Annotated in this window: 23 protein-coding genes, 1 tRNA gene and 1 rRNA gene; 14 read left to right on the forward strand and 11 right to left on the reverse strand. The window is 28.4% G+C overall.

Features of this window, described 5'->3' with window-relative positions; all coding sequences use genetic code 4:
- Positions 1-38 precede the first annotated feature (38 nt).
- The 4 genes from T385_RS0102200 (at position 39) to rpmA (ending at position 1,667) form a co-directional block, all read left to right on the forward strand.
- Positions 39-503: a large conductance mechanosensitive channel protein MscL gene (locus T385_RS0102200; protein ID WP_051677966.1), complete on the forward strand. Its 465-nt coding sequence runs from the start codon at positions 39-41 to the stop codon at positions 501-503.
- Positions 504-630: 127 nt separating this feature from the next.
- Positions 631-936, forward strand: a complete 306-nt coding sequence (locus tag T385_RS0102205; RefSeq protein WP_029906152.1) for a hypothetical protein — start codon at positions 631-633, stop codon at positions 934-936.
- Positions 937-1,097: 161 nt separating this feature from the next.
- Positions 1,098-1,397, forward strand: coding sequence for a 50S ribosomal protein L21 (gene rplU, locus T385_RS0102210; RefSeq protein WP_029906153.1), 300 nt, complete (start codon positions 1,098-1,100; stop codon positions 1,395-1,397).
- Between the two features lie 6 nt (positions 1,398-1,403).
- Positions 1,404-1,667: a 50S ribosomal protein L27 gene (gene rpmA / locus T385_RS0102215; protein ID WP_029906155.1), complete on the forward strand. Its 264-nt coding sequence runs from the start codon at positions 1,404-1,406 to the stop codon at positions 1,665-1,667.
- Positions 1,668-1,760: 93 nt separating this feature from the next.
- On the opposite strand, the gene T385_RS0102220 is transcribed toward rpmA, so the two are convergent.
- Positions 1,761-2,798, reverse strand: a complete 1,038-nt coding sequence (locus T385_RS0102220; RefSeq protein ID WP_029906157.1) for a zinc-dependent alcohol dehydrogenase — start codon at positions 2,796-2,798, stop codon at positions 1,761-1,763.
- Between the two features lie 134 nt (positions 2,799-2,932).
- A complete protein-coding gene (locus tag T385_RS0102225) occupies positions 2,933-3,559 on the reverse strand; it encodes a ribonuclease HII (protein WP_029906159.1) in 627 nt (208 codons plus the stop codon).
- A gap of 490 nt (positions 3,560-4,049) precedes the next feature.
- On the opposite strand from T385_RS0102225, the gene T385_RS0102230 reads away from it, so the two are divergent.
- Entirely contained in the window at positions 4,050-6,032 is a 1,983-nt protein-coding gene (locus tag T385_RS0102230; protein WP_051677967.1) for a bifunctional metallophosphatase/5'-nucleotidase, read from the forward strand.
- A gap of 303 nt (positions 6,033-6,335) precedes the next feature.
- On the opposite strand, the gene T385_RS0102235 is transcribed toward T385_RS0102230, so the two are convergent.
- A complete protein-coding gene (locus T385_RS0102235) occupies positions 6,336-7,775 on the reverse strand; it encodes a hexose phosphate transporter (RefSeq protein ID WP_051677968.1) in 1,440 nt (479 codons plus the stop codon).
- Between the two features lie 294 nt (positions 7,776-8,069).
- On the opposite strand from T385_RS0102235, the gene T385_RS0102240 reads away from it, so the two are divergent.
- The 3 genes from T385_RS0102240 to T385_RS0102250 all read left to right on the forward strand — a co-directional run bounded on the left by T385_RS0102240 (position 8,070) and on the right by T385_RS0102250 (position 9,528).
- Positions 8,070-8,453: a hypothetical protein gene (locus T385_RS0102240; RefSeq protein ID WP_156953953.1), complete on the forward strand. Its 384-nt coding sequence runs from the start codon at positions 8,070-8,072 to the stop codon at positions 8,451-8,453.
- 83 nt (positions 8,454-8,536) lie between these two features.
- Positions 8,537-8,755: a hypothetical protein gene (locus T385_RS0102245; RefSeq protein ID WP_029906167.1), complete on the forward strand. Its 219-nt coding sequence runs from the start codon at positions 8,537-8,539 to the stop codon at positions 8,753-8,755.
- A gap of 155 nt (positions 8,756-8,910) precedes the next feature.
- A complete protein-coding gene (locus T385_RS0102250) occupies positions 8,911-9,528 on the forward strand; it encodes a hypothetical protein (protein WP_029906169.1) in 618 nt (205 codons plus the stop codon).
- Between the two features lie 112 nt (positions 9,529-9,640).
- Here the strand turns inward: T385_RS0102250 and rrf are convergent.
- A 5S ribosomal RNA gene (gene rrf / locus T385_RS0102255) occupies positions 9,641-9,746 on the reverse strand.
- Between the two features lie 133 nt (positions 9,747-9,879).
- On the opposite strand from rrf, the gene T385_RS0102260 reads away from it, so the two are divergent.
- Positions 9,880-12,582 (forward strand): DUF885 family protein, encoded by a 2,703-nt coding sequence (locus tag T385_RS0102260; protein WP_029906171.1) that lies wholly within the window; start codon positions 9,880-9,882, stop codon positions 12,580-12,582.
- A gap of 98 nt (positions 12,583-12,680) precedes the next feature.
- Here T385_RS0102260 and tig read toward each other — a convergent pair whose 3' ends face one another.
- The 3 genes from tig to mnmG form a co-directional block, all read right to left on the reverse strand.
- Positions 12,681-14,159, reverse strand: coding sequence for a trigger factor (gene tig, locus T385_RS0102265; RefSeq protein WP_029906173.1), 1,479 nt, complete (start codon positions 14,157-14,159; stop codon positions 12,681-12,683).
- Between the two features lie 90 nt (positions 14,160-14,249).
- Positions 14,250-14,696: a 23S rRNA (pseudouridine(1915)-N(3))-methyltransferase RlmH gene (locus T385_RS0102270; protein ID WP_029906175.1), complete on the reverse strand. Its 447-nt coding sequence runs from the start codon at positions 14,694-14,696 to the stop codon at positions 14,250-14,252.
- Entirely contained in the window at positions 14,683-16,545 is a 1,863-nt protein-coding gene (gene mnmG / locus T385_RS0102275; RefSeq protein ID WP_029906177.1) for a tRNA uridine-5-carboxymethylaminomethyl(34) synthesis enzyme MnmG, read from the reverse strand. The genes T385_RS0102270 and mnmG overlap by 14 nt, the downstream gene beginning before the upstream one ends.
- A gap of 65 nt (positions 16,546-16,610) precedes the next feature.
- Between mnmG and T385_RS0102280 the strand changes: the two genes are divergently transcribed.
- Positions 16,611-16,686 (forward strand) — tRNA-His (locus T385_RS0102280).
- A 119-nt stretch (positions 16,687-16,805) separates the two neighbouring features.
- Here T385_RS0102280 and T385_RS0102285 read toward each other — a convergent pair.
- Positions 16,806-18,377, reverse strand: coding sequence for a DUF2130 domain-containing protein (locus tag T385_RS0102285; protein WP_029906179.1), 1,572 nt, complete (start codon positions 18,375-18,377; stop codon positions 16,806-16,808).
- 139 nt (positions 18,378-18,516) lie between these two features.
- On the opposite strand from T385_RS0102285, the gene T385_RS0102290 reads away from it, so the two are divergent.
- The 4 genes from T385_RS0102290 to T385_RS0102310 all read left to right on the forward strand — a co-directional run bounded on the left by T385_RS0102290 (position 18,517) and on the right by T385_RS0102310 (position 21,817).
- Complete coding sequence (locus tag T385_RS0102290) at positions 18,517-18,900, forward strand: YigZ family protein (RefSeq protein WP_029906181.1); 384 nt, start codon at positions 18,517-18,519, stop codon at positions 18,898-18,900.
- A gap of 9 nt (positions 18,901-18,909) precedes the next feature.
- Positions 18,910-19,473, forward strand: coding sequence for a dephospho-CoA kinase (locus T385_RS0102295; RefSeq protein WP_029906184.1), 564 nt, complete (start codon positions 18,910-18,912; stop codon positions 19,471-19,473).
- A 495-nt stretch (positions 19,474-19,968) separates the two neighbouring features.
- Positions 19,969-20,961 (forward strand): DnaD domain protein, encoded by a 993-nt coding sequence (locus tag T385_RS0102305; RefSeq protein ID WP_029906186.1) that lies wholly within the window; start codon positions 19,969-19,971, stop codon positions 20,959-20,961.
- The gene (locus tag T385_RS0102310; RefSeq protein ID WP_029906188.1) at positions 20,951-21,817 is read left to right on the forward strand and encodes a P-loop NTPase family protein; all 867 of its coding nucleotides are present in this window, start codon (positions 20,951-20,953) and stop codon (positions 21,815-21,817) included. Before T385_RS0102305 ends, T385_RS0102310 begins: the two co-directional genes overlap by 11 nt.
- A 48-nt stretch (positions 21,818-21,865) precedes the next feature.
- Here T385_RS0102310 and T385_RS0102315 read toward each other — a convergent pair whose 3' ends face one another.
- From T385_RS0102315 to T385_RS0102325, 3 genes are read right to left on the reverse strand one after another with little or no spacing between them, the layout of a single operon-like run.
- On the reverse strand, positions 21,866-22,561 hold the full coding sequence (locus T385_RS0102315; RefSeq protein WP_029906190.1) for a PhoU domain-containing protein: 696 nt from the start codon (positions 22,559-22,561) through the stop codon (positions 21,866-21,868).
- Position 22,562: 1 nt separating this feature from the next.
- On the reverse strand, positions 22,563-23,327 hold the full coding sequence (locus tag T385_RS0102320; RefSeq protein ID WP_029906192.1) for a phosphate ABC transporter ATP-binding protein: 765 nt from the start codon (positions 23,325-23,327) through the stop codon (positions 22,563-22,565).
- Positions 23,320-25,155, reverse strand: coding sequence for an ABC transporter permease subunit (locus T385_RS0102325; protein ID WP_029906194.1), 1,836 nt, complete (start codon positions 25,153-25,155; stop codon positions 23,320-23,322). Before T385_RS0102325 ends, T385_RS0102320 begins: the two co-directional genes overlap by 8 nt.
- Between the last annotated feature and the right edge of the window lie 3 nt (positions 25,156-25,158).

Here is a 25,158-nt window from a genome sequence, read left to right on the forward strand (position 1 = left end):
AATTTGGCTTTTAGTAATAAATATGTTAACATATTTTTATGTTAAAAAAAGCGTCAAAAAAAGCATGAAGCGTTGTTAAACGTGGAAATATGTTCATGTTGGCTATTGGTTTACTACTAGGAACTGTATTCAATTCTGTAGTTAGATCTTTGGCTGACGACATTATAATGGCTCCTATAACTAAATATTTAAAAGGTGTTAAATTAGAAGAATGAAAATTAGAAAATGGTATGCTTATTGGTAAATTTATCAGTAATCTTATCTCATTTGTAATTGTTTCACTTTTCATTTATATTGGTTTAATGGTTATTTACACTATTTTCATTTTAGCTGAAAATCGTCGTAAAAAGAAGGCTGAAGAATCAAATGCGGAACCAGTATTAACTAATGAAGAACAAATTCTTAATGAGTTAAAAAGAATCAATAACACCAAAACATTTAATCATGGTGCAAGATTAACGGCTAATAATTCAAGAGCTTTTAGAACTCGACATAGAAACTAATTAGTAAAACAGGAGTTTAAAACTTACCTAGGTGGTAAGTTTTATTTTTTAAAATGCAAAATTCTATTTTTTTCTTTTTTTACAAACTTATTAAGCTAATGGTTATAAACCTATGAAAGGAGGTAAAATGAATCAAACTAAGTTAAGAAAATTAACTGAAAATGAGCAAGCAAATACTTATGGTGGTTCTATTACTGCTGCCATCGCCATTGGTGGATTAATTTTTGAAGGAATTTCACTAATCACTAATATTGTGCGGATGTTTACAGTGCCTAAGGGCGAAGCTAAAACAGGTAAATCAAGCATCAAATGAGAAAAAAATGAACCAAAATCAGTCGCCTTAACACCGAACTCACCTAAAACAAAAGCACCTGCTCCAGCAGTCGTGCCAAATCAACAACCAGTATTTATGCCAATTTATTATGCTTATTAATAAATAATTTTGTATAAAATGCTCCTATTTTTTTGAAAAATTTACTATCTTTTTAATTAATTAAAGCTATAATAACCATGTTACTTTGTAACCATTCTGAACAGGCTATAAGTGAAGTAATTCCGCCTTAAAGATGAGCCACAAAATCAGGAGCATAATAGATGAAAGCTATTATTGAAACTGGAGGCAAACAAATTTTAGTTGAAGAAGGTCAAACAATTTTTATTGAGAAAATTGAAGGAGCAGAAGGCTCAAAAGTGACTTTCGACAAGGTATTACTAGTTGGCGAAAAAATTGGTAAACCATATGTAGAAAAAGCAAAAGTAGAAGGCTTAATTCAAAAGCAAGGAAAAGCTAAAAAAATTATTGTATATCGTCACAATGCAAAATCAACTCACAAGCGTAAATTAGGTCACCGTCAACCTTACACACGTGTTAACATTACATCAATTTTAGGATAATAAGAAATGGCACACACGAAAGCCGGTGGATCGACTAGAAACGGTCGTGATAGTCGCGGACAAAGACTAGGCATTAAACTAGGTGATGGTCAATTCTGTACAGCGGGATCAATTATCTTCCGTCAAAGAGGAACTAAAATTTTCCCAGGTACAAACGCTGGAATTGGTAAAGACGATACAATTTATGCTTTAATTACAGGATATGTAAAATTTGAAAAACGTAGAAACCGTACATTTGCCTCTGTATATGAAACACGTTTAAGTAAATAAACGTTAAAATTATCCCTATGTTAGGGATAATTTTTTGTTTATTTTGCGAAAAACATATAAAAAATGACCTTTTAAGGCCATTTTTTTAAATTATTATTTACGGAAGTCGATAACTGCACGACCAAGGAATTCACCTTTTTGAAGTTTTTCAAAAATGTCCGCAACCTCTTCAAGTTTAACAACTTTAGTAACTTCTGATTTAACTAATCCACGAGCCGCATAGTCTAATGCTTCTTGTAAATCCTTACGTGTACCAACAATTGAACCTGCTAATTCACGTTCAAATAGAACTGTTCAGAATACTGAAACTGGGAATTCGTCTTTACCTAATTTATCTTTAGCTGGTAATCCAACTAATACTTGACGACCACCACGACGAAGCATTTCCATACCTTGGATAGCTGCTTGGGTTGCAACAGATGTGTTAATTACAGCATGAACACCGCCATTTGTAGCTTTAACAACTTCTTCAACTGCATTAACTTTTTTACTGTTAAATGCATATTCAGCACCAGATTTAATTGCTAATTCAACTTTATCGTCTGATAAGTCAATACCAATTGGACGGTAACCCATAGCTTTAGCATATTGTATAGCCATTTGGCCTAATCCACCAACACCAATAACAGCTACATATTCACCTGGTTTTAATTTTGTTTGTTTAACAGCTTTATAAGTTGTAACACCAGCACAAACAACAGGTGCACCAGAAATGATATCCAATCCTGCAGGAACAACTCCTACGAAGTCTTCATGTCCAATAGCATATTCAGCATATGAACCATCTTTGGTGTATGCTGACATATTTTGTGTAGGACATAATGTTTCTTTACCTGTAAAGCAGAATTCACAGTGTCCACAAGCATCGTGTAATCAAGCTAAGCAAACTCTGTCTCCAACTTTTAGGTGTGTACATCCAGGTCCTAATTTTTCAACAATACCAATACCTTCGTGTCCTGGAATAAGTGGGTATTTAGGTTCAACTAATCAGTCGAAGTTTGCCGCGTGTAAGTCAGTGTGGCAAATTCCACTAGTTTCCATCTTAATTAATACTTCTTTTTCTTTTGGTTCTGGAATGTCTACCATTTCGACACTTCAGTTACGTGGTGAGCGCACCACAAAAGCTTTCATTTTTGCCATTTTTTTACTCCTAGAAAATAATGAATATTAACGTAGATTTTGTTCTACGAATAAATTTTATTACATTCTGCCAAGCTTGATAATCTATTATTAAAAGAACTGAAAAAATATGAAAAATTTTTCAGTTATTCCACTTTTTGTAAATCAATTATTTTTTTAATATTTTTGTAGCTTTTACGGTGTATATCTAATATACCATATTTTTCTATTGCTTCTTGATGCATTTTAGTGCAGTATCCTTTATGTTTATGAAATTGATATTGTGGATAAATATTAGCATAATTATCCATAATATTATCACGTGTGACTTTAGCGATAATCGAAGCGGCTGCCACAGTAATAGCTTTACTATCACCTTTTACTAAATTTAGCTGCTTATAGGTGTTTTGGTCTATTTTTTCAAAGTCAGTAATCAATAAACTAGGCTTAATTTTTAACTTTTCCAAGCATCTAAGCATACCGATTTTAGAAGCTTGCTTTGGATTTAATTTATCAACTTCAGCAGGTTCAATAATCTCTACTTTTACGTCTAAAGCGTCTTTAATTATTGTTTCATAAGATAATTTTCGTTCGTTTATACTTAGCTTTTTACTATCGTTAATCAAATTATTTTGATAATTATTATTAAAAACAACACATGCAACTACCAACGGACCAGCACAGCAACCACGACCAGCTTCATCAAAGCCAGCTATTATTTTTTCATTAGGAAAATTAGTCAGTTCATAATTTAACGATTCTTTTAAAAGCATAGTAAAATAATACCAAAAGGTAAAATAAATTACCAAAATCACACAAAAAATAATGTTTTTATTTATTGTTTGACTATTACAATTGTCTTTTAGCATTAGTTCTACTTCTGGTTTAGGTTGCTAATTTGACTGTACTACAGGGTTTTGAGCATTATTAATATTTTTATCATCATTTATGAATGATTACATTAAGCGGAAGAAAATACCATCGAGATACAAACTTTCAAAGAATAATAAAGAAATAATAGTTTTGACTTAGATTTTTTCATTTTAACCCATATTTTTTAGCTAATTCAGAATAAAAATTCCACTTATATATAAATATATAGTTAAATGTTTTTTTTCTAAAGATACTGTATATGGCTGATTAAAATAAATATATTGGAGAATATGCATATTCAGTATTTTTTAGATCCTACTAACTTAAAATATAAATAAAAGAATAAAATTATTTTTTATAATATTATTAAGAATAAAAGGAGTTATATAAATGAGAAAATTAAAACTATTCCCTGTGATTGGGGTTATGTATACTGCATTAGCAACTATTTCAGTTGTTTCTTGTTCAAATCAGGAAAAAGAAATTGATAAAGTTAGAGAAAAATATGACAAATTCAACGAAGAATATAACAAAAAAATTGCTTCATATGCAACAAAAATCAAAGAATTTAGAAAAGATATTAACGGTAAAGATGAAGCTAAGAAAACTCAAGCTAAAGCAGATTTAGACAAATATCTAAAAAATATTGCGCCTGAAGTAAAAACACTTAAGGAAGAATACAATAAGTTATTCAAAGAATTAAGTAAAGCTGAAGAAAAATCACACATCAAAACCTTCAAAATTTACCATACAAATGACGAGCATGGACGTATTGAATATGATGGTGGAAAATATTCTAATTATTCAGGAATGGTTGGATTAAGTAAATATTTACAAGGACGCGACTATGACCTATTACTTTCAGCTGGAGACTTAATTCAAGGTTTACCTTTATCAGACAGTGATAAAGGTAAAACAATCACTAAACTTGCCAAGGAAATGAATTATGCTGCTGTGGCAGTTGGAAACCATGAATTTGACTTTGGTTTGCAACATATTATTGATTTAAATAATGAAATTAACCCTGATAAAGATAAACCACAAATGCCATTTTTATCATCAAATATTCGTTGGAAAGAAACTAAAGATGGCCACAATAAAGGTGATAGAGTTTTTAAACCATACATCATTAAGGAAATAAAAGGTGTTAAAATAGCTATTTTTGGTATCACAACACCAGATACAGCGTTCACTTCACACCCTAAAAATTCAGTTGATGTTATCTTCGGAGACCCAGTGGAAGAAGCTAGAAAAGTGTTAGCTGAAATTGAACAAGAAAATGTTAATTTTACAATTGCAATTACTCACTTAGGTGTTAATAGAGAACAAAATAAAGAATGAGAATCTAATTGATTATTGAAAAAAGTTCCAAATATTGACTTACTATTAGACGGGCACTCACATACTAAAGTAGAATTACATCAAGAAGGTATCGATAGTCATACATATCAAACACAAACAGAAGCATATACTAAATATTTAGGAGACATTAACTTACGTTTTGATACTAAAACAGGCAAAATTGTTAATATTAGTTCAACACTTCGTGATATTAATGAAATTACTTCAAGCATCTTAGGAATTGAGCTTAAAAAATCTGAAAGTAAGCTAATAAATGATCTTAAAGCTGAATACGGAGAAAAAAATAGTGTTGTAGTCTTTAAAAACACTGTTGAGTTTATCCATGGGCGCAATGAAACAGTGGATGGAGTTAATGGAACAGTTGGACGTTTAAGACAAACTAACTTAGGTGTCTTTGTAGCTGATGCAATTGCTTATGAAGTCTATGAAGCTAAACCAAATCCAAATGATAGTTTAACATTAGATAATGTTGTTGGTTTAGTAAATGCTGGTGATTTACGCATTGATGTCCCAACTGGCGATATTACCCGTGAAACTATGATAGCCATGAATCCATTTGGTGGACGTGTAAGTGCGGTTAAAGTTAAGGGTGATGTATTAAGAAAAACTATTAAGTTTGGAGCAGAATCGTTTAGCAAAGGTGGTTTTGGCCAATGATCTTCAAATGTTGAATTTGACATTAAAAAAGAAATGGTTGACGGTAAGGAAAAAAGAGTTGCACAAGATGCATCAATTAAAATCAATGGCAAAGAGATTGTAGATAATCAAGAATATATTATTGTTGCTAATGACTATTTAGTGGCAGCTGGAGATAATTACACAATGTTGAAAACTACTCCATACTATGAAAACAAATCAATGTTAGAAACTATTATTGCTTATGGAAATTATGTAAATAAAGATGAAAACTTTAAAGATGATGGAAAAGATAAAAAAGATAATCCATTTGCACATAAACTTTCATACTACGGTGAAGCTTCAACAATTCAAAAAATTAAACATATAGCTTAGTTAAAAATAATTAATAATAAACTTTCATTAAAAAATTATACTAACAACCAAAATCTCATAAAACACCTATTTTTCTTCAAAAATCCTGAGATTCGGAGTAAAAAACAAAAAGTGTAAAATTGACTGTTATTTTTAGTCAAAATACACTTTTTTGTTTTTTGCTCCGAAACTATGCAAAAAAATAATGATAATTGCTGTTAGTATAATTTTTTTGAAAGTTTAGTATGTAATTAAACCGTTAAATAAAGATCAAAAAACACGTAATTTCAGTATTTACGTGTTTTTTTAAAAGTTGTGCATTAATTATTTGTTTGCTGAATTTCGTTTAGATTTAAATATTTTTCTCATTCAATTTGGCATTGATTGTGCATCATCTGATGGTTCTTTAAGTAAAAGTGTTCCAATAATTGCAATTAGTGAAGCAACAATAATAATTACAAACTCAATAATTCTGTAACTAAAATCGCTTCCGACACCAATTTCTTTTCCAATAAGCGAAACTAAGCTTATAATGATTAGAACAATTGTAAATGCAATATATCCAAGACCTCAGATTAAACTAAACATTCAGCCTATTGTTTTAGGATTGTTATCTTTATACTCGTGTGGGAGATTTAATATAACACCTTGAATTCCTCATAAACACATACCGCATAAGAAGCCAAAAATATAGAAGAATACAGTTGCGACTACACTATTTTTAGAAACACCATAAATGAATGTTATTAATGAAAGTATGTACATTATGATACCTATCATTATTACAGAAGCAACATAAGTTTTTCTTTTTAAATTGTATTTTGATCATAGACCTATTGAAATTGGTCCAACAAAAACAGCTGCAAGGAATGCTATATATCAATATCTAATTAGCTTTGTAAAATATGTAAATTCTTCACTTTTTCTGTCCACACCACTTAATGAATTAAATATAAAGTGTGAAAGTGATGTTGGAAACACAACTGCACAAAGTCATCCACCATAAAGCAATACTCATACTCATGTACTTTTTTGTTTGAGATAACCTTTTAAAATTGTTCAACTTCTAGTTTTTGGTTCATTACTTTCAGTGTTTTTAGGTACTTTATCAAATTTAGAACCAAAGAAGATAAAGATTATTAATGGAATAATATTTAGTGCTGAAATAGTAGTAAAAATAGTTTGTCAATGTTCTCTTATTGATGCAGTGTTTCCAGTAACAACAAATGGAAGAACAGCAATAATTGTACCTAATGGATAAAATCAAATTCCAAATTGAGATACAATTGCTTTTTGTTTCTTTTGAAAGAAATTAGCAGCAATAGGTTGAGTTAAAATAATTAACATTGTTCCACCAATTGCCATAAAAGTTCTTAAAATTAAAAATAATGCATAACCTCATGGTTGACCTGGCAAGTATTGAGCAGGAATTCCAAGAAGAGTTAATACAAGCGCAATTGTGGTTGCATTTTTGTGTGCAAAACGTACTAAAAGTATTGCAACAATTACTGAACCAATACCCCTGCCGATTGTAATACCTCAGTTAGCTGCATTGCTAATAAGATCAAATGATGGTGTTTTTTCTATACCAAAGTATCCTAAAAAACCAGGATCTCCCTTACCACCACCCGCAAGACCAACTGCGAAACCTCAGTTAGCAACGAATAATAGGTATGCAAAGGAAATAAAACCTCATAAGAAAAAGCCATACAAAATTTTCTTTTTAGGATCTAAAACACGATCAGAGTTTTGTGTGATTTTCATTTTGTCCTTTATTTGTATATTTACAAAATTAAATTTTGCTTTTTAATTATAATGGAAAACAAAAATGTTTCCACATTTTGTTGCTCATAATGCAAAAAAAGTTACATTTTTTGACCAAAACACACATATTTGAGTATAAAAAAACAAGCAAAGCTTGTTAAATCTAAACTTTCGGTAAAAAATTATACTAACAACCAAAATCTCATAAAATAACTATTTTTTTCTTCAAAAATGGTTGTTTTTTATTTTAAACATAAAATTAGTAATTTAACAAATGATAAAAAATCATTCAAAATGATTGTGAAAGACAAAGTTTTTGATGATGTAAATAAGAAATTTAATATTGCTTTGCTCTATGAACCTATTAAAGAATCAGAAAGAGTTTCATTTTACACTGAGTACTTTACACGCTTAGTTGAGCAAGTTAAAAATATGAAAAAATTAACAAAAGAAGTTGAACATAATTTTTCTGAATATCTTGATTTTGAGCTTGATGAAAAACGAAGAATTTTAAGTGTAACACCAAAGGAAGAATCATTTGAAAAACATATAAAAAACGCTTGATATTGTGTCATAGTAACAAACACTGAAAAAACAATTGATGAAGAGCAAAATGCATATCACGATAGAGACAGCATTGAAAAAATGTTTGATGGCTCAAAACTCAAACCAACTTAAATAACAACTATTCATACGCTGATGGAGTTTTAGAATCTAACACATTTCTAACCTTTATTAGTGGTATTGTAAGGGCCTACATAATGTTTTATTGCAAAGATTTAATAGCAAGGAAGAGAAATGAAACATACATCACAATAATTAATGAATTGTCCAAAATTGAAGTGACAAAAATATCAGATACATATCTTCGTAGAAACGCATTTACAGCTAAACAAAAAGAGATTTTAAATGATCTTGAATTAGATACGAATCAGCTTTTGCAATACGTAAATTTACTAAATTTAAGATTAAAAAAATAATGATAATTGCTGTTAGTATAATTTTTTTTACCGAAAGTTTAGAAAATTATGTGAAAACATATTCAAAAAAGCTCTGTTTTTGCATTTTTCTTTTCTTTTTTTTTTTTTTTTTATATAAAATGAATTTAGACAACAATGTCTAGAAAGGTTAAAAAATGCATGAAATAAGAAAAGATTCTTCTGAGGAAAAAGAAATACTTAGAATTGAGTTTATCCCAAAAATAGGATTCTTAGTTTTAGGAATTTTACTTTTTATTATACTGGTTTTTTCATTTGTTTTTTTAATGATATGATCTAAAGGTCATCCGTTTTCTCTGCATAGTTATATTTCACAATTGAGTTATGCTTTTGGTTTTGGGTTTTTCTTATGTATTAAAATTGGAATAATAGGTATTCTATTATATTTAAAAAACAAAAAGCAAAAAGTTATTATTACTAATAAAAAAATAAAAGGATCGATATATACAAATTCAATAAATAAAAAAATTATTGGTTTTAGTAGCTTATATAATTTTTCAATGAGAATCGATCAAATTGATGAAATTCATTCTAATGGATCAAATTTACATTTAACGTTTGTTTCTGGTTCAAATAATTCTAAAGAAAAAGAACTAACTTTGTTTAGGGTAAAAAATATAGAAACAGTTCAGGAACAACTTGAAGAATTAATGAATGAATCTAAAAATAGCACTGATTTACAATTTGAAATAGAAGCTAAAAAACTTGATTTAGAAAGAGAAAAAATAGAAGTCTTAAAGAATATAAAAAATTAATTAAATAAAAATAAACTAGAAATACTAGTTTACAACAAACGCCTTTAAGTGTTTGTTTTTTATTCAAGCTAAAAAGATAATTTTTTTGCTTTTTTTATTAAAAAAGAAATAAAAAAAGCGGCTCCTTATTCTCCCATCTTTGGTACCTTCGGCGTAAAAGGGCTTAACTACTGAGTTCGGAATGGATTCAGCTGATCCCCTTTGCTATGACCACTATTAATATAACACACTATATTTTTTAAAATAATAATATTTTTTTGCTAAAAAGTGAAAAAGACACTACAAATGTTATCGTAGTAAAATATATGTGCATATATAAATTAAATATGTAGATAAAAGAAAGGGTTATTTATGAAAAAAAATAAAAAAATTTTCAACTTAGTACTAGGAAGCAGCATTGCTTTAATAACTGCTCCTATGATTGCATTAAGTTGCAACCGCAGTGGTGATGAAAAACAAAAAGATGAAGAGCAAAAAAAAGAAGCACAAAGACAAATCGATGATTTAAAAGCTCAAACCACAAAAGTAAATGAAGTTAAAGCAAAAATCGATGATACAAATAAAGAAATTAAAAAATTAGAAGGAAAAACTGACGAGGCTAGTGTAAATAAAACTAAAGAGTTAAAAAACCAGTTAAAAGTTAATGAAGAAGAACTTGCAACAGTTGAAAAGAAAATTGAAACAATTAAGCAAGAACTTTCAAAAGAACAATACCAAAATGGTATTGCTGATTACATTTTATCGGTACGCGATGGCATCGATGCAAAAGTTAAAGCTGCTAAATTAACTGATTTAGGTTATCCTTCAAAAGAAACAGCAGAAAAATATGCAAACATTTTACAAGAGACTATTAAAGAGTTAACTATTTTAGAAGGAGTAAAACTTCAAAGTGACTTATTAGCTTGATATAAAGGTCTTACATATAACTGAGAAATTGAAGCTGGAAACTACACAAGTGGTTTAAGATACTTATTTGCTTCATTCGCATGAGGAACAGCCACAACTTATGCTGCTAACTCGTTCTATGAATCAATTTTATTAGATGCTGAAAATGACTTAGAAAAAGCCAAAGCTTGAACAAAAACCTTAGGCGAAGCAGTCGAACTTGATTTAGTTATTTCAAAAATTCAAATTAAAAATAACTTAAATAACGTTGTTAAAAATGTTTATAAAGATAAACTTTTAGCTTTTGCAAAAGATCAAAGTAAGAATGAAATCACAGTTAAAGATTTAATTGGCTTAGATACAAGTAAAAAAGAAGCTGATTATACAGCACAAGATTGAATTGATAAATTCTACACAGAATATGCTACAACCTATTACAACGCATCTAAATTTGGTTTCGGTGAAAACGCTGGTGAGCTTAAATTAACCAAAACAAATGATAACGATACAGAAAAAGAAAATACCATTGAGTTAGTGGATAAAGATGACAAAAAATATAAAATTTATGGTCTTGGTTTAACAGAAAAAGACTTAAACCAAGAAAACATTGGTCTTGTTAATATTCCTGGAAAACAAGAAGAAGGCTCAATTAATGGTAAAACACTTTATAATCAATTGCTTAAAATGGCTACAACTAGCTCTTATACACCAAAACAAGTATTTGATAAAGGTATCGCTTCAACTTTAGCAGCTAAAGATAATATGCTTTTAGTTGCCAAAGAAGCAGCTAATTTAATTGTTGGCGCAACAGGTAAATGAGAAGCTAAATTCCAATATGACGATGATGGATTAGGTCCAAATAAAGTTCAAGAAGTTACTCTTGAAATCAGAGATGAAAGTGGAAACATTAACTTCGAAAACTTCTTAAAATGATTAAATGCTGAAGACTTCTTCTTTGGTCGTGAAGATAAATCATACTATACAGATGATTTAAAAGCAAAATTAAAATCTGATGAATTTAAGTGAGCTAGAGAAGAATTAACTAAATATGGCTATGACGTTTTAATTGCCAAAGATAACAAAGACAAAGAATATGGCTCAATTACAAATGAACAATTCTACTTTGGAGCTTTAGAAGGTTTTAGATGATACAAACAATTTAAAGATACAACTCAAGAATATGGAAGAACATTCTTTGGAAAAGAGGTTCCAGACTACAACATTGATACCTACAAATATGAAGGTAGAGATCAACAAGGTGTTGGCGCTTACAACTCAAACTCATTAAAATTCCAATTCAACGTTGACCCTTACTATGGCTTACCAAAATGATCTGTTACTTCATTTGCTAACCACGAATCAATGATGGGACACCACAACCAATTAGCTTATGCTAAACACCATTTAGCTAAAGTTAATGGCAAATCATTAGGCGCTAGTCAATTTGATTACACTTCATACGTTGAAGGGTGAGCTCTATTCATGGAATGATTTGGAATTGAAAATGGATTCTATGGAACTAGAGATTTAAACACCGATGATGCAAACTCAGCATTAAAAGATTTCTCATTAGCTAAAGGTATCACAAGCTTCTTTACCGCGAAAGAAGACAAAGATATAACTGATGATATGGTTAACCAAATAAAAACGTTACATGGCGGCGTATACTGAACAAAAGTTAATGAAAAATCAATTTATAAAAATGATAAAGAACATGCTAAAGCTGCAATTAAGTTAACAAACTTATTACAATACTTTGGTGCTTTAAATGAAGCACAATTGCGTAATATGCGTTTAGCTGTTGATACCAACTACCACGGTGAAGGTACGGGAGACACTAACCTTAAAGCTGGTGCTTCAATTAAACAAGTTCGTGAATTTATGAAGAAAAACTCAGCTTTAGGAATTGGTGATATTACTTCAGAAAGCAAGAGATACTTTAACTTAGCTGGACAAGCAACAGCTTACAACTCAGGTAAAGAAGTTATGGTTGATTTATACAAACAAGTGTATAAAAAACTTGGCTTGAGTAGAGAAGAATTCTTAAACAAAGAAGTTGACGGTGTAAAACATGCTGAAATTAAAAAATTCTTTGACTACTTATTAAGAAATAGTGCATTACCTCTTGATGCATTATCAGCAGTTATTAAATCAGCATACAACATATAATAATTAATTAAAAAATCCAGATTAACTCTGGATTTTTATTTCTGCTTTTATTAAAAAAAATAGCATAAAAGCTATTTTAATGTTTGTTACTAAAAATACTATTTTACAGCTTTTTTATTTGTTTTTTTCTTTGGTTTTTCTTCTTCTTTTTTAGCTGACTTTTCAGCTTCTTTCTTTTCAGCTTCTAAAATTGATTCAGAAATTTTACCAGCAAATTTCGCTAATTCTTTTTCAACTTTTTCAATAATTTTAGCAGCTTTTGAATCTCATTTTGAAGCTAAAAGTTTTTGAATTTTGCGTTCTTCAATTTGTAATTTAATATTTTCTTTGTTTTGTTCATTTGTAAAGAAGAATGTATCAATCATTGTGGTTGAAAGACCAGATTGCATTGAAGTCATATCTTTTCAAGCTTTGAAATCTTCTTCCATAACTTCAACTTTAGCATTTAAATCTTGAACTAATGATTGAGCAGCTAAAAGATATTGCATTTGTTTTGTTTCTTCATCAGCAATAATTTGATCAAATTCTTCACTTGATTTTCCAATTAAACCTAAGTATTCTTCCAATTTAATACCTTGGTCTTTTAATTGTTTTACTATTGTAGCTCTTCTTTTTTCAACTTGTTGTTGCACGAACATTCTGTTAACATTGATATCGTTATTTTTCATTACTTGGTGAGCAATATCTTCTAAGAATTTAGCTAATTGTTCAGTTAATTTATTGTTTAAGATGGTGTGTTTGTAAATTTCTTTAGCTTCAGCAATAGTTTTAGCGTTTCCCGCATGTAACGATGATAAGTTAGCTTCAGTTAACTTAACTTCTTCTGGTCTTTTTGCTTCAACAATTTCAACTTCGAACTCAGCTAATTTGCCTTTTAATTTATCTACTGCATATTCAGCAGGGAAAGTAACTTTTATTGTACCTTTTCAGCCAACTTTTTTATTAGTTAATTGATCTTCAAATGTATCGATAAATGTTTTTGTACCTAATTTTAAATCGTATTTTTCAGCTTCTCCGCCTTCAAATGCTTCACCATCAACATAACCTTTGTAATTTAAAGTAACTGTATCACCAAATTTTGTTTTTTGGTCTTTAGTTAAAGGTAATTGTAATGCACTTTGTTGCAATCTTTCTTCGATTAGTTTTTCAACATCAGCTTCGGTTACCTTGATTTGTGGGAATTTAGCTTTGATTTTATCAAGTTTAAAGGTTTTTACATCTGTAGCCAATGGATAAATAATTTCAAATTCCGCTTCAGCATCAGATAATTTTAAAATATTAATTGCTGGGCTAGCCGCAATAACTCTTTCTGTTTCTTTTTTAAGCTGTTCAAAAATTTCTTTTGCATTAGCTCTAAAGTATGAATCGATTGCATGGTTAAATAATGAAGCTTGTGAAACGTGTTGTTTTGCAATATGTGCAGGCACTTTTCCTGGACGGTAGCCGTTTACTTTAACTTTTTTAAATAATTCTTTTTCGGCTTCACTTAATAATTTAGCTCAAGCTTCATTTTCAAGCTTAACGATTTTTTTAATTTCGACATTTTTTTCATCGATGATTATTGATTTTTTACTCATTTTTCTCCTAATTTAATAAATAATTATAATATTAATATTTTAATATAAAAACTAATATTAATATCTAATTTTTATAAAAATGATAATATGCTATTTATGATATTTGCTTTTTTTAATTATTTGAAAACCTCTATAAATTTGCTCTGCTAGCATTATTCTAAATAATTGATGCGGAAACGTCATTTTTGAAAAACAAATTCGTTGTTTATAAGGGATTAAGTTTTCGCTTAGACCGTCCGAACCACCAATGATAAAAGTTAAGTTTGCATTATTTTCTAATATTTTTGACACTTCAATGCTATCTATATTTTGTCCTTGCAATGAGCATAAAATAATATTATCTTCGGTAGTTATTTTTTTTAAGAGCAATTCAGTTTCTCTTTGTTTTTTTAGATCTAAATTACGTTCATTAATAAGCTCTTTTAATTCAATTATTTGTAATGAAGCATCAAGGGATATTTTACTAAAATATCTGTCCCACAGTGCTTTAAAGTCTTTTTCTAAAGTTCCAAATGCAATAATTTTAATTTTTCTCATTCTTGGTTCTTTCACTTTCTAGATAAAACATTAGCATTTGAATATCACTAGGATTTATACCGCTAATTCTAGAAGCTTGTCCAATTGTACTTGGTTTAATTTTAATTAATTTTTGCTTTGCTTCAATTGCAATGTTATTAATTTTTGAATAATCTAAGTTAGCAGGAATTTTAATTTTTTCTAATTTAGTTAATTTAGCAGCGTCTGCTTTTTGTTTGTTAATGTAGCCATATAAACGAATTGCAATTGTTAACTCTTCAACATAAGGAAAATCTTTAACCACATCATATGGATCAACCTCCGGTCTTGAAATAACCTTTAGTAAGGTTTGCCCATCAAAAATCTGATATTTTTGAGCTAATTCAGATTTGCCCGATAAGTAAGTATTATGTAGCTCTTCAATTTTTTGCTCAATCATTAAATATTTGTTTTTGACTGTATTATAGTAATTTTGGTCAATCATTCCAGCATAATAAGCATATTCTAATAAGCGAATATCTGCATTATCATTTCTTAATAATAAACGGTATTCGGCACGAGATGTTAACATTCTATAAGGCTCTTGTGTACCTTTTGTCACTAAATCATCAATTAAAACACCAATATAACTATCACTTCTTAATAGTTGTAAAGGCTCTTTATTTTCTAATCTTAAAGAAGCATTAATTCCAGCAATTAAACCTTGTCCTGCGGCCTCTTCATAACCACTAGTCCCATTAATTTGTCCTGCGCAATATAAATTATTCACTTTTTTAGTTTCTAGAGATGATTTTAATTGCATTGGGTCAATTGCATCGTATTCAATTGCATAAGCCCATTTTAAAACAGTTGCATTTCTAAGCCCTGGTATAGTTTTGACAATTTTCTCTTGAATTTCGATCGGAAATGAGGTGCTTAAACCATTAACATAAGTAACATCGCCTTTACTAGTTTCTGGTTCGAAAAATATTTGATGTATTTCTTTGTCTGCGAACTTAACAATTTTATCTTCTATGGAAGGGCAATATCTTGGTCCAATTCCTTTAATTAATCCAGAATACATAGCACTTTTTTCAATGTTTTCTTGAATAATTCTATGGGTTTCTGGAGTTGTATAAGTTAGATAACAGGCAATTTGCTTAGGCATTTTAATGTTTGACCTATTCGAAAAAGAAGTTTGAATATCATCCAATATTTCTTCTTCAACCTCATCATAATTTATGGTTGAAGAAATAATTCTTGGAGGCGTACCAGTTTTTAAACGTTGCAGCTCAAAACCTTTTAAGCGTAAACTGTTGCTCAATGCATCGCTTGTTGCTTCATTATCTGGACCCGAAACAATTGAACTATGACCTCTTAAAACTCTAGAATCTAAATATGTTCCAGTTGTAATAACTCCAACTTTAGCATAATAAATATCATCTTTAAAGGTTTTAAAACCAATAAAATTATTGTTTTCATCGGTTAAAATTTCTTTAACCATATCTTCAACTAAAGTTAAGTTTTTTTCTTGCTCTAAATCTTCTAAAACTAGTGCAGAATAGGCTTCTTTGTCAATTTGAGCCCGTAAAGCCCTTACAGCAGGACCCTTTGATAAATTAAGCATTTTAAGTTGGATCATTGCTCTATCTGCCCATAAACCTTGCATTCCACCTAATGCATCAATTTCTCTAGTTATGATACCTTTTGCTGGCCCCCCAATTGAAGGGTTACAAGGCATTTTCCCTAATTTATTTTTATCTAGCGAAATTAAAAGAGTTTTATGTTTCTTATGAGCTAAAGCGAATGCAGCTTCTAAACCTGCATGTCCTCCGCCAACAACAATTGCATCAAAATTTCCATCTATTTTTTCATTCTTGTGATTAACCATAATATTTATATTTTATTTTAATTCTTAAATTTTCAATGTATAATTCTTAGGCTTATTATCATGTGGCGGATGTGGTGAAGCGGTTAACACAGTGGGTTGTGGTCCCATCATGCGCGAGTTCGAATCTCGTCATCCGCCCCATTTTTTTTACATCCTTTTTTATTTAAATAAAAACCAAGAACAATAAAAAATAATTATTCTTGATTCATTTGATAATAATTCACCTGCACTACAGGATTTTTAGCTAAATTTAAAATAAATTATTCTGATTCTTCATCATCTAGTAAAAAGTCATTTGCTTTATTTAATGACTCAGATAATTCTTTAATTTTTTGTTTTGTTATTTTAAAACTATTTATTTTTGTTTTAAATTTTTCAATTGTAGTATTAATCAATTCATCGGCCATTAGTTGATTTTTTGTAGCTAGTTCTAAAATATTAGTGGCATTTTTTTCTATTTCTTCATTATTATCTAATATTTTTTTTACATTATTACCTAACTTTTTAAAAGCATGGGAAGTTAAAATTTTATCTCTTATTCCATCTATAACATCCTTGATTTCTTCAACAGTAGCATATTGTTCTTTTAATTCTTGACCGAGTTTAAGTTCATCAATAAATTTGTGGTGGATTGCCTCTATTAAAGATAAAAATAAAATGAAATATTGTGGTCTTACAACATATGTATCTTTAACACTATTGCCATTATTGTCGTAATTAATTCTCCATATTGGTAATGAAAATTCTGGTTCCAACTCCGTTACTAAAAGCGCATATTTACAGTGCTTTTTGTTTGCATCTTCTCTTAATTTTGCAATATGATTTATATTTTTTTTAGATCCCTTACCAATTGTATTTTTCATTTCACACATGACGCTGGTTAGGATCTCATTTTGATTTTCTGGATTATAAACGCTAAAAATATAATCCCCTTTTGTGCCTTCAATTACCTCATTATCTTTTTCTAATTTAGAAAAAGTGAAAGAATTCATTTGTGCATTTCTAAATTCAGTTTCACATCATTTTTCAAGTTCTTCACCAAGCTCTTTATTATTCAAAAGTAATCTTCCGCGTTCTAATTTATTATTTTTTTCTTTTAATAAATTAATTTGCTCGTCTTTTTCTTCTCTTAATTTTTTAAGTTCTTCAGCTTTTTTATCCAATTCTAATTTTTGTTTTTTTTCTAATTCAAGCCTTAAATCATTAAGAGAATCCTTTTCACGTTTTGTAAATTCTTCTATTTTTTGATTCAAATTATCCTGTAGTTGGCTGATTTTAGTATCTTTTTCATTTCTGAGTTTTTCCAGTTCATCTGCTTTTAAGTTATTTATTTTTTCTTTATATTCACTAATTTCTTTCTCTATTCCAGAAGCAATATCTTTTTGCAATGTCAACTTATTATTATTAATCTCTTTGTCTTTGCTTTCAATATCTTTGTTTAATAATGATATACTGTTATTTAGCTGTTGAATAGTACTTTCCAAATTTATAATTTGAGATTTTAACTGCTCAGATTCAGCATCAAATTGTTTAGTTAATTTATTTTCAGTTTCTAAAATAGCTTTGTTTTTTTCGATATCTTTTTTTTCTGTTAGATAATCTTTTTCTTTTGCAAAGTTTTCTTCAAGCTGTTTTCCATATTCTGTTAATTTGGCTTGGATTTTTTGTTCCACTAATATATCTTTTTGATAATCAAATTCTTTTTCTAAATTACTTAAATCAATTTCAATTTTATCTCTTAAGTCGATTATATCGCCAACTTTGGCATCTTCTTCTAACCTAATAGTGTATTTATTAATAACACTGAATTTAACAAATTTACTTTTTTCCATATCCATTCCCCTAAAAAACCTATAAAACAGTATTTTTGGCAACAAATTATTTTTACATAATTTAAATTAAAATAATCAAAAATATTGCTTTATTTAATTATACTTTTTTAAGTTTAATTTTGTTATATATAATTAAATTATGGAATTTCAATACTACGAAATTAAAAAATCTCGCTTTTATTCGATTGCCTATAAAATTGTAGATCGCAAACAAATTAATGAATTTAAGACTAAAACTTTGGAAATGTTAAATATTAAAAAAAGCCCCAATCACATTTGCTATGGTTATTATTTTCGTGAAAATGGAATAATTGTCGGTGGCTTTGATGATGATGGCGAGCCTAAAGGCACAGCTGGCAAACCAATTAGGGACTTAATAATTAAATCCAACACTGAAGGCATTATAATCTTTGTAATACGCTACTTTGGCGGAAAAATGCTTGGTGCGGGAGGTTTAGGTCGAGCTTATAACAATTCCGCTTCATTAGCCTTAAAAGGCTATAAACAGCTAGAATTAGTTTAAGGGAGAAATATGATTGCAATAATTGGTAAAATAGGCTCTGGAAAAAGCACATTTATTAATTTCCTTCAAAAGAATAAATATAAAACATTGGTTTGTGATGATTTTTTAGCAATATCTTATTTAAAAGATAATTCAACTTATAATGCTGTAAATAGCCATTTTGGAACAAAATTAAATAATGCATATGGGCTCGATAAGAATAAGATCAGAACTCTATATCAAACTGATGACAAAGAAGCGGATAAATTTAATCAAATCATTGAAAAAATAATTAAGGAAGAATTAATAAAAAATAATTATGATTTTGTAGAAATTCCTTTGTTAATTGATAAAAATATTGACTATTCCGACTTATTTTCTTCAATTATATGAATTAATAATTCGGAAAAACAAAGGCAGCAAAATATTATCAAAGCTCTAAAAAAACCAGAAACAGTTAAAATTATGGATTTAAAAAATGATCCTAAAGAAATTTTTAAAAAGCTAAAAGGTGAAAAAAACCTTATAAAAATCACGACAGACAATATAAAATTAACTTTACAATCTATCGGCACAGATACCTTTTACACTTAAGAACAAGGTATTTTTTTGTGTACTTTTTTAATTTAAAAAAAATATTTTTTTTCATTTTTCCAACACAAACAAAAAAAGAAAAAAATAAAATAGAAATATTTGTTTTTGACTGATTAATAAATATTGTAAATAGATTAAAAAAGTAAAATGGAAAATAAAAATTTTTAATATTTTTAAACCGAAAATTAAATATTCATTTCTCGAAATATGAAAATATTTTTTTCAAAAAAAATTTAATTGTTTTTAGGGAAAAAAATAGGGAAAAAAACCTAATAAAATAATCGTGGATAAGTTTTTAAAAATGAAAAAAGTTGATTAAATGGTTGATATTAAGATGAAAAAATGAACTTTTAATGCTATATGTATGTTTATAACCATCCTTATAATCTAGGGAAAAATACACAAAGTCAGAAAATATTTTTTTTCTGCTTTAGCATAATCTAAAATAGTTATAAAGGGTCGAAAAGCCCTATATTTTTGGCGGAGGTTATTTATATGATTTCACATATTCAATATCATTATTTTTCTATTGGTTCAACGACTGATATTCATGGTGAAGATTTAAAAAATCTCCGTACTTTTTATACTCCGATTTTAGGCTCTGACGCTATTTTACTTTATGAATATTTAAGAGATTTATACGTAAACAATACCCAAGAAGCCGGTTATTATGATTATGAGAATTTATGCACATTGTTATCTATGTCTCAAAAACAACTAAATGATGCTCGAATCAAATTAGAAAGTGTTTCATTACTTAGCACTTTTATAGATGAATATAATCGTAAAACAATGTTTATGCTTGATAAACCTTTAAATAAACAAGGTTTTAGAAGTAATTTATTGCTTGCAAATAAACTAACTAAAATCATTGGCCGTCAAAATTTTGATAAATTACTTGGATTGGAACGAAATATTTATTTAACTAAAACTAAGTATTTAGTTGATGTTTCTGCAAAATATGATGATGTTTTTAATATCCAAGATGACTTATTAATTAATAATTTACAAAAAAACGACAAAGCCGAATTAGACAGTTCACAATTGACTACTTCTGAAATTAATGTTGCCTTACAAGAAAAATTAGAATTAAATTCATTCCAATACCCTAATCCATACGAAGCAATACTAAAAACCGACTCTAGATTCTTTTATTCACAATTGACAGGACAATTCCCTTCTTTAAATATCATTAATTTAATAAAAAATTGTAGAGATAATACATTTAATGACCCTTGCATTAATTTAATTTTTTATTATGCATATGAATCTAATAATAAAATAGTTTATGCTTATGTCGATAAAATAGTAAAAGACTTTATTAAAAAAGGAATTGATAATTTCGAAAATATTGAAAAATACTTGGATCAAATGCTAAAGGCTAAAAACGGTTCATTAATTAGCAAAAAAGATCTTTATAAAGCTACTTACTATCAAAATTTAGCTCGAATCGAAAACGATATCCATAGAGGTAGCGATGAATATTAAAGATTTTTTTAAAGAGGATAATCGTCTGACTGATGCAAAGGAAGCAAGAAAGAAGACAATTGAGACAATCAAAAGTGATAACTTATTAATTGAATTAATTGAAGAACTAGATATTACCGATGATGAAATAATTGAATATTTACCTGATATAATAGAATTTAGAAATTTTGCTCAAAATCGTAAACATTATCCATATATCTACATTGCAACTAGAGATGATGGAAAATTAAATTTGCTTAATAAAACTGTAAATAAGAGATTTTTGAGACAAATCAGACTTAATGAAAATTTATGATTCACCGATATAACGAACATAAATCGAAACATTACTTTACGTCAGTTGGTTGCTTCGAACGAAAGCACAAAAGCTTTAAAAACCTACATTTCATCTTTGCCTAATCTTATTAAAAACAATAAGCAAGTTAATAATATATATGTATATGGAAAAAGCGGCTCAGGTAAATCATTTATATCAATGTGTTTAGCTGTTTATTGTTCAGTACATAATGTAAGTAGTGCTTATGTCAAAGCAAACCAATTACAAGCAGCACTAAATGCCAAAGATAAATTATTGTCGGCCGATATGATTAATAAACTCAAAATAGTAAAAGTTTTAAATATCGATGATATCGGCATGGAACGTAAATCCCCTTACTTTTTATTAGATGTAATATATGACATAATAGAGCATAGAAAAAATAATAATTTACCCACAAATATTTTTAGTCCCTTTCCATTAGAACAACTCTTTGAGATGTATCAAAAACATAAATATTTTGAAGGTGAAAAAACAAGATTACAAATCTTTAGAGATATATTAAAAACTAAATCAAAGATATACAGTTTAGATGAATAAAAAGATAGCAAGAAAACATTTCCTTGCTTTTTATTTAAAAAGCCTGTACTACAGGCTTTTTTCTTGATTTAATTTTCTTCTAAAATATTCCGGATCATGAATAAAAACAATGTTTTCAATAATATTTTCTAATCTTTCCATTATACGATTGTAATTATGGAAAATAAGTCCGATTCTAATTCTGTGTTTTTGACTAAATAATAAAACATCCTCAAAATCTTTGATTAAATTATTTAAAACATTTTGATAATAATTATCAAATTCATTCATTTCCTTCATGAATGATTCAAAAAAATCAACCGCTTCCATATTGGTTACTTTAGCTAAAAATTTTTCAAAAATAAGATAAATATAATTAATTATCTCTAATAGCCGCCTTTGCAAAAACTCAGGCATTATTTTCATTTTGTTATGTGATTTAATATTTAAATCAATATAGTCACAAATTCTTTCAATATCTCTAATTGAATTTAATGCGCAGACATACCATCTTAAGTGTGTTAACAAAGGCTGATCTTTGGATAAATCTCAAATTAATTCTTCTGTTAAATCAAGGTGCATTAAATCACTTTGCTTTTCTAAATCATCTATTTCTTTAACACCATTAACTATATTTTCCTCATTAAAATTTTCAATAATTGCTTTATATTTTGAAAACATATCGAAAGCAAATTTAAGATAATTGTTGAAATTTTCAATAATTGTTTCTTCACTACGCTTTAGTAATGTATAGTTTTGTGACATCTTAAGCCTTCTTTCCTGTTAGATAATTTTTAGTTTGAAGCATCTTTGGATTTGTAAAAATTGTTCTAGTTTTATCATATTCTATCAATTTTCCTGCATCGAAGTAAGCAGTGTAATCACTGACCCTTTGTGCTTGGGACATTGAGTGAGTAACTAAAATGATTGTATAATCATTTTTCAGCTCCATTATTAGTGTTTCAATTTTTTGAGTCGCAATTGGATCTAATGAAGATGTGGGTTCATCCATTAATAAAACCTCTGGACGCAAAGCAATTGTTCTTGCAATTGATAATCGTTGTTTTTGTCCTCCAGATAGACTTTCGGCTTGATAATTTAATTTATCTTTAACTTCATCGTATAAAGCTGCGTCAATTAATGCTTGTTTGACTCGTTCATCCAATAAGTTTTTATCGCGGATGCCAATATTCCTTAATCCTAAAGCTATATTTTCATATATAGACATAGGAAACACAGAAGGAGTTTGTAAAATCATTCCTACTTTTGTTCTTAAAACAATATCACTATAGGCTTTTTGGTCAAATAAGTCTTTATTATCAAAATAAACTTCACCAGTATAAAAGCCACCTGAGTAATCCTTATAAATGCGATTAAAAATTCGCAAAAGTGTGCTTTTTCCACATCCTGATGGACCTATAAAAGCCACAGTTTTCTTTTCAGGAATATTCATATTTATTTCATAAAGAGCTTGCTTATCTTTTGAATAATAAAAATTAAGATTATTTATTTCAAAAATATTTTTATTCATAAATCTCCCCACTGCGCTTTTTAATTTGCTTCTTTTCAATATTTAACTTAATTTTTGGTAAAGCAAAAGTACTAAAGGCATATAAACCTAAATACATTATTAAATAAATAAAAGCACATTCATACATAATATTTAATGCATTAGCTCGATTAGAAACTAATTGTGCACCCATTCTTGTTGTTAAAAATTGGCCAAACAATAATAATGAAAAACCTTTTGAAGAAGTTAAACCACTAGTTAAAGTGAATGCAACACTTTCGGCTGCAAATGTGGCAAAACCAATAATTAAAGCATCAATTAATGAAGGTCATAAAGCTGGAAAAATAATTTTATAAATTACTTTGTGTTTCGAAAACCCTAGTGAATAAGCAGTTAAACGTATTTCGGAAGCAATTTTATTGTATGAACTATTTATATTTTTTAACATGTTTGGCATAATGATTAATACACCAGTAAGCATCGCTGCTAATAAGCTGCCTGAACTTTTACCGCCAAGTGATCAGCCGAATAAATGGATAAAAATAGCATACCCAAATAAGCCATGGATTAATGTTGGTATAGCCGAATATGAATCTATAAAAATTCATAATCCTTTTTTAATTGATTTATTTAATAAATACTCATTAATATAAATTACTACAAAAAGTGAAAGCGACAAGGCAATTAATATTGCCCAAGCAGCTGCATACACTAAGTTTAAAAGAGCTCGTGAAGTAGAATCATAATCAGTTGTAAAAATTGTATTATTAGCTTGGATTGTGGATTTAAAACCATTATAAATAATATCTATACCTACCGATAGCATCATTATTGCAGCAATAATAAAAGCTAAAATTTCCCAGCATAAAGCATTGATGTGATAAGCTTTATTTAAAGACTTATTATTGGATTTTTTTAATAATTTATCAAATAAACTTTGTTGCCAATTTATCTGTTTTACAGGTTTTTTGGCTGCAAAAATATTTCAAATTGTTATTGTAATTAAGATAGTTAATAATAGTATTAGAGCATAAATATAAAGCGCATATTGCTGAGCTATTCCTCCACTTTCACTAAAATAATTGCTTTGAATAAATACAGAAATAGGTTTTAAAGAAGATTTTAAAAGCGTAATAAAATCAGAGTTATAAACTTGTAAATAATTTTGATTAGACAAGATATAAGATAGCGCAGCTACTTCGGCCATACTTTTAGTAAAACCAATCATATAAGCTTTATATTTTTCAACTTTAATTTCTTTTAAAATAATTTTATAAATAATTTGGCTATCATTTAAACCTAATGTTAAGGCTGCTAATTTTTTATTTTTATCAACCTTGTCAAAAGCAATAATTAAATTATTAGTTATTATTGGAGTAGTTATAAAAACCATTAAAAAGATTGCATTAATTAAATCTCGTCCACTTTTTGAGCCGAAAATAAATTGGTTTGTCTTTGCTAAAACAATCAAAGCAAATAGACCGTAGACAACTGAGGGTAAAACTGAGCTAACTTTAATAAAATATTTTAGCCATCTTACTAATTTCTGTCTTTTCAAGCGAAATTGCACAAAAATTGCTATTCTAAGAGCTAATGGGCAACTTATAATTAAAACAAAAAACGCGATTAAGAAGCTGGTTAATAATGGTAGCCATATTCCAGCACTAAGTGAACCATAATTAAAATTAAGGGATAAGATTTTTACCCCAAACTCTTTAAATCCGAAAGAAGAACTAATTAAAATAAATAAAATTATGCCTAAAAAGACCGATACAACGAATGTTGAAATTGTAGCCACAAATACTTGATTTATTTTATCGTTTTTAACATCTTTGTTATTTAAAGACATAAC

Origin of the sequence: Mycoplasmopsis opalescens ATCC 27921 (assembly GCF_000712185.1) — a bacterium.
Lineage (GTDB): Bacteria > Bacillota_I > Bacilli_A > Mycoplasmatales > Metamycoplasmataceae > Mycoplasmopsis > Mycoplasmopsis opalescens.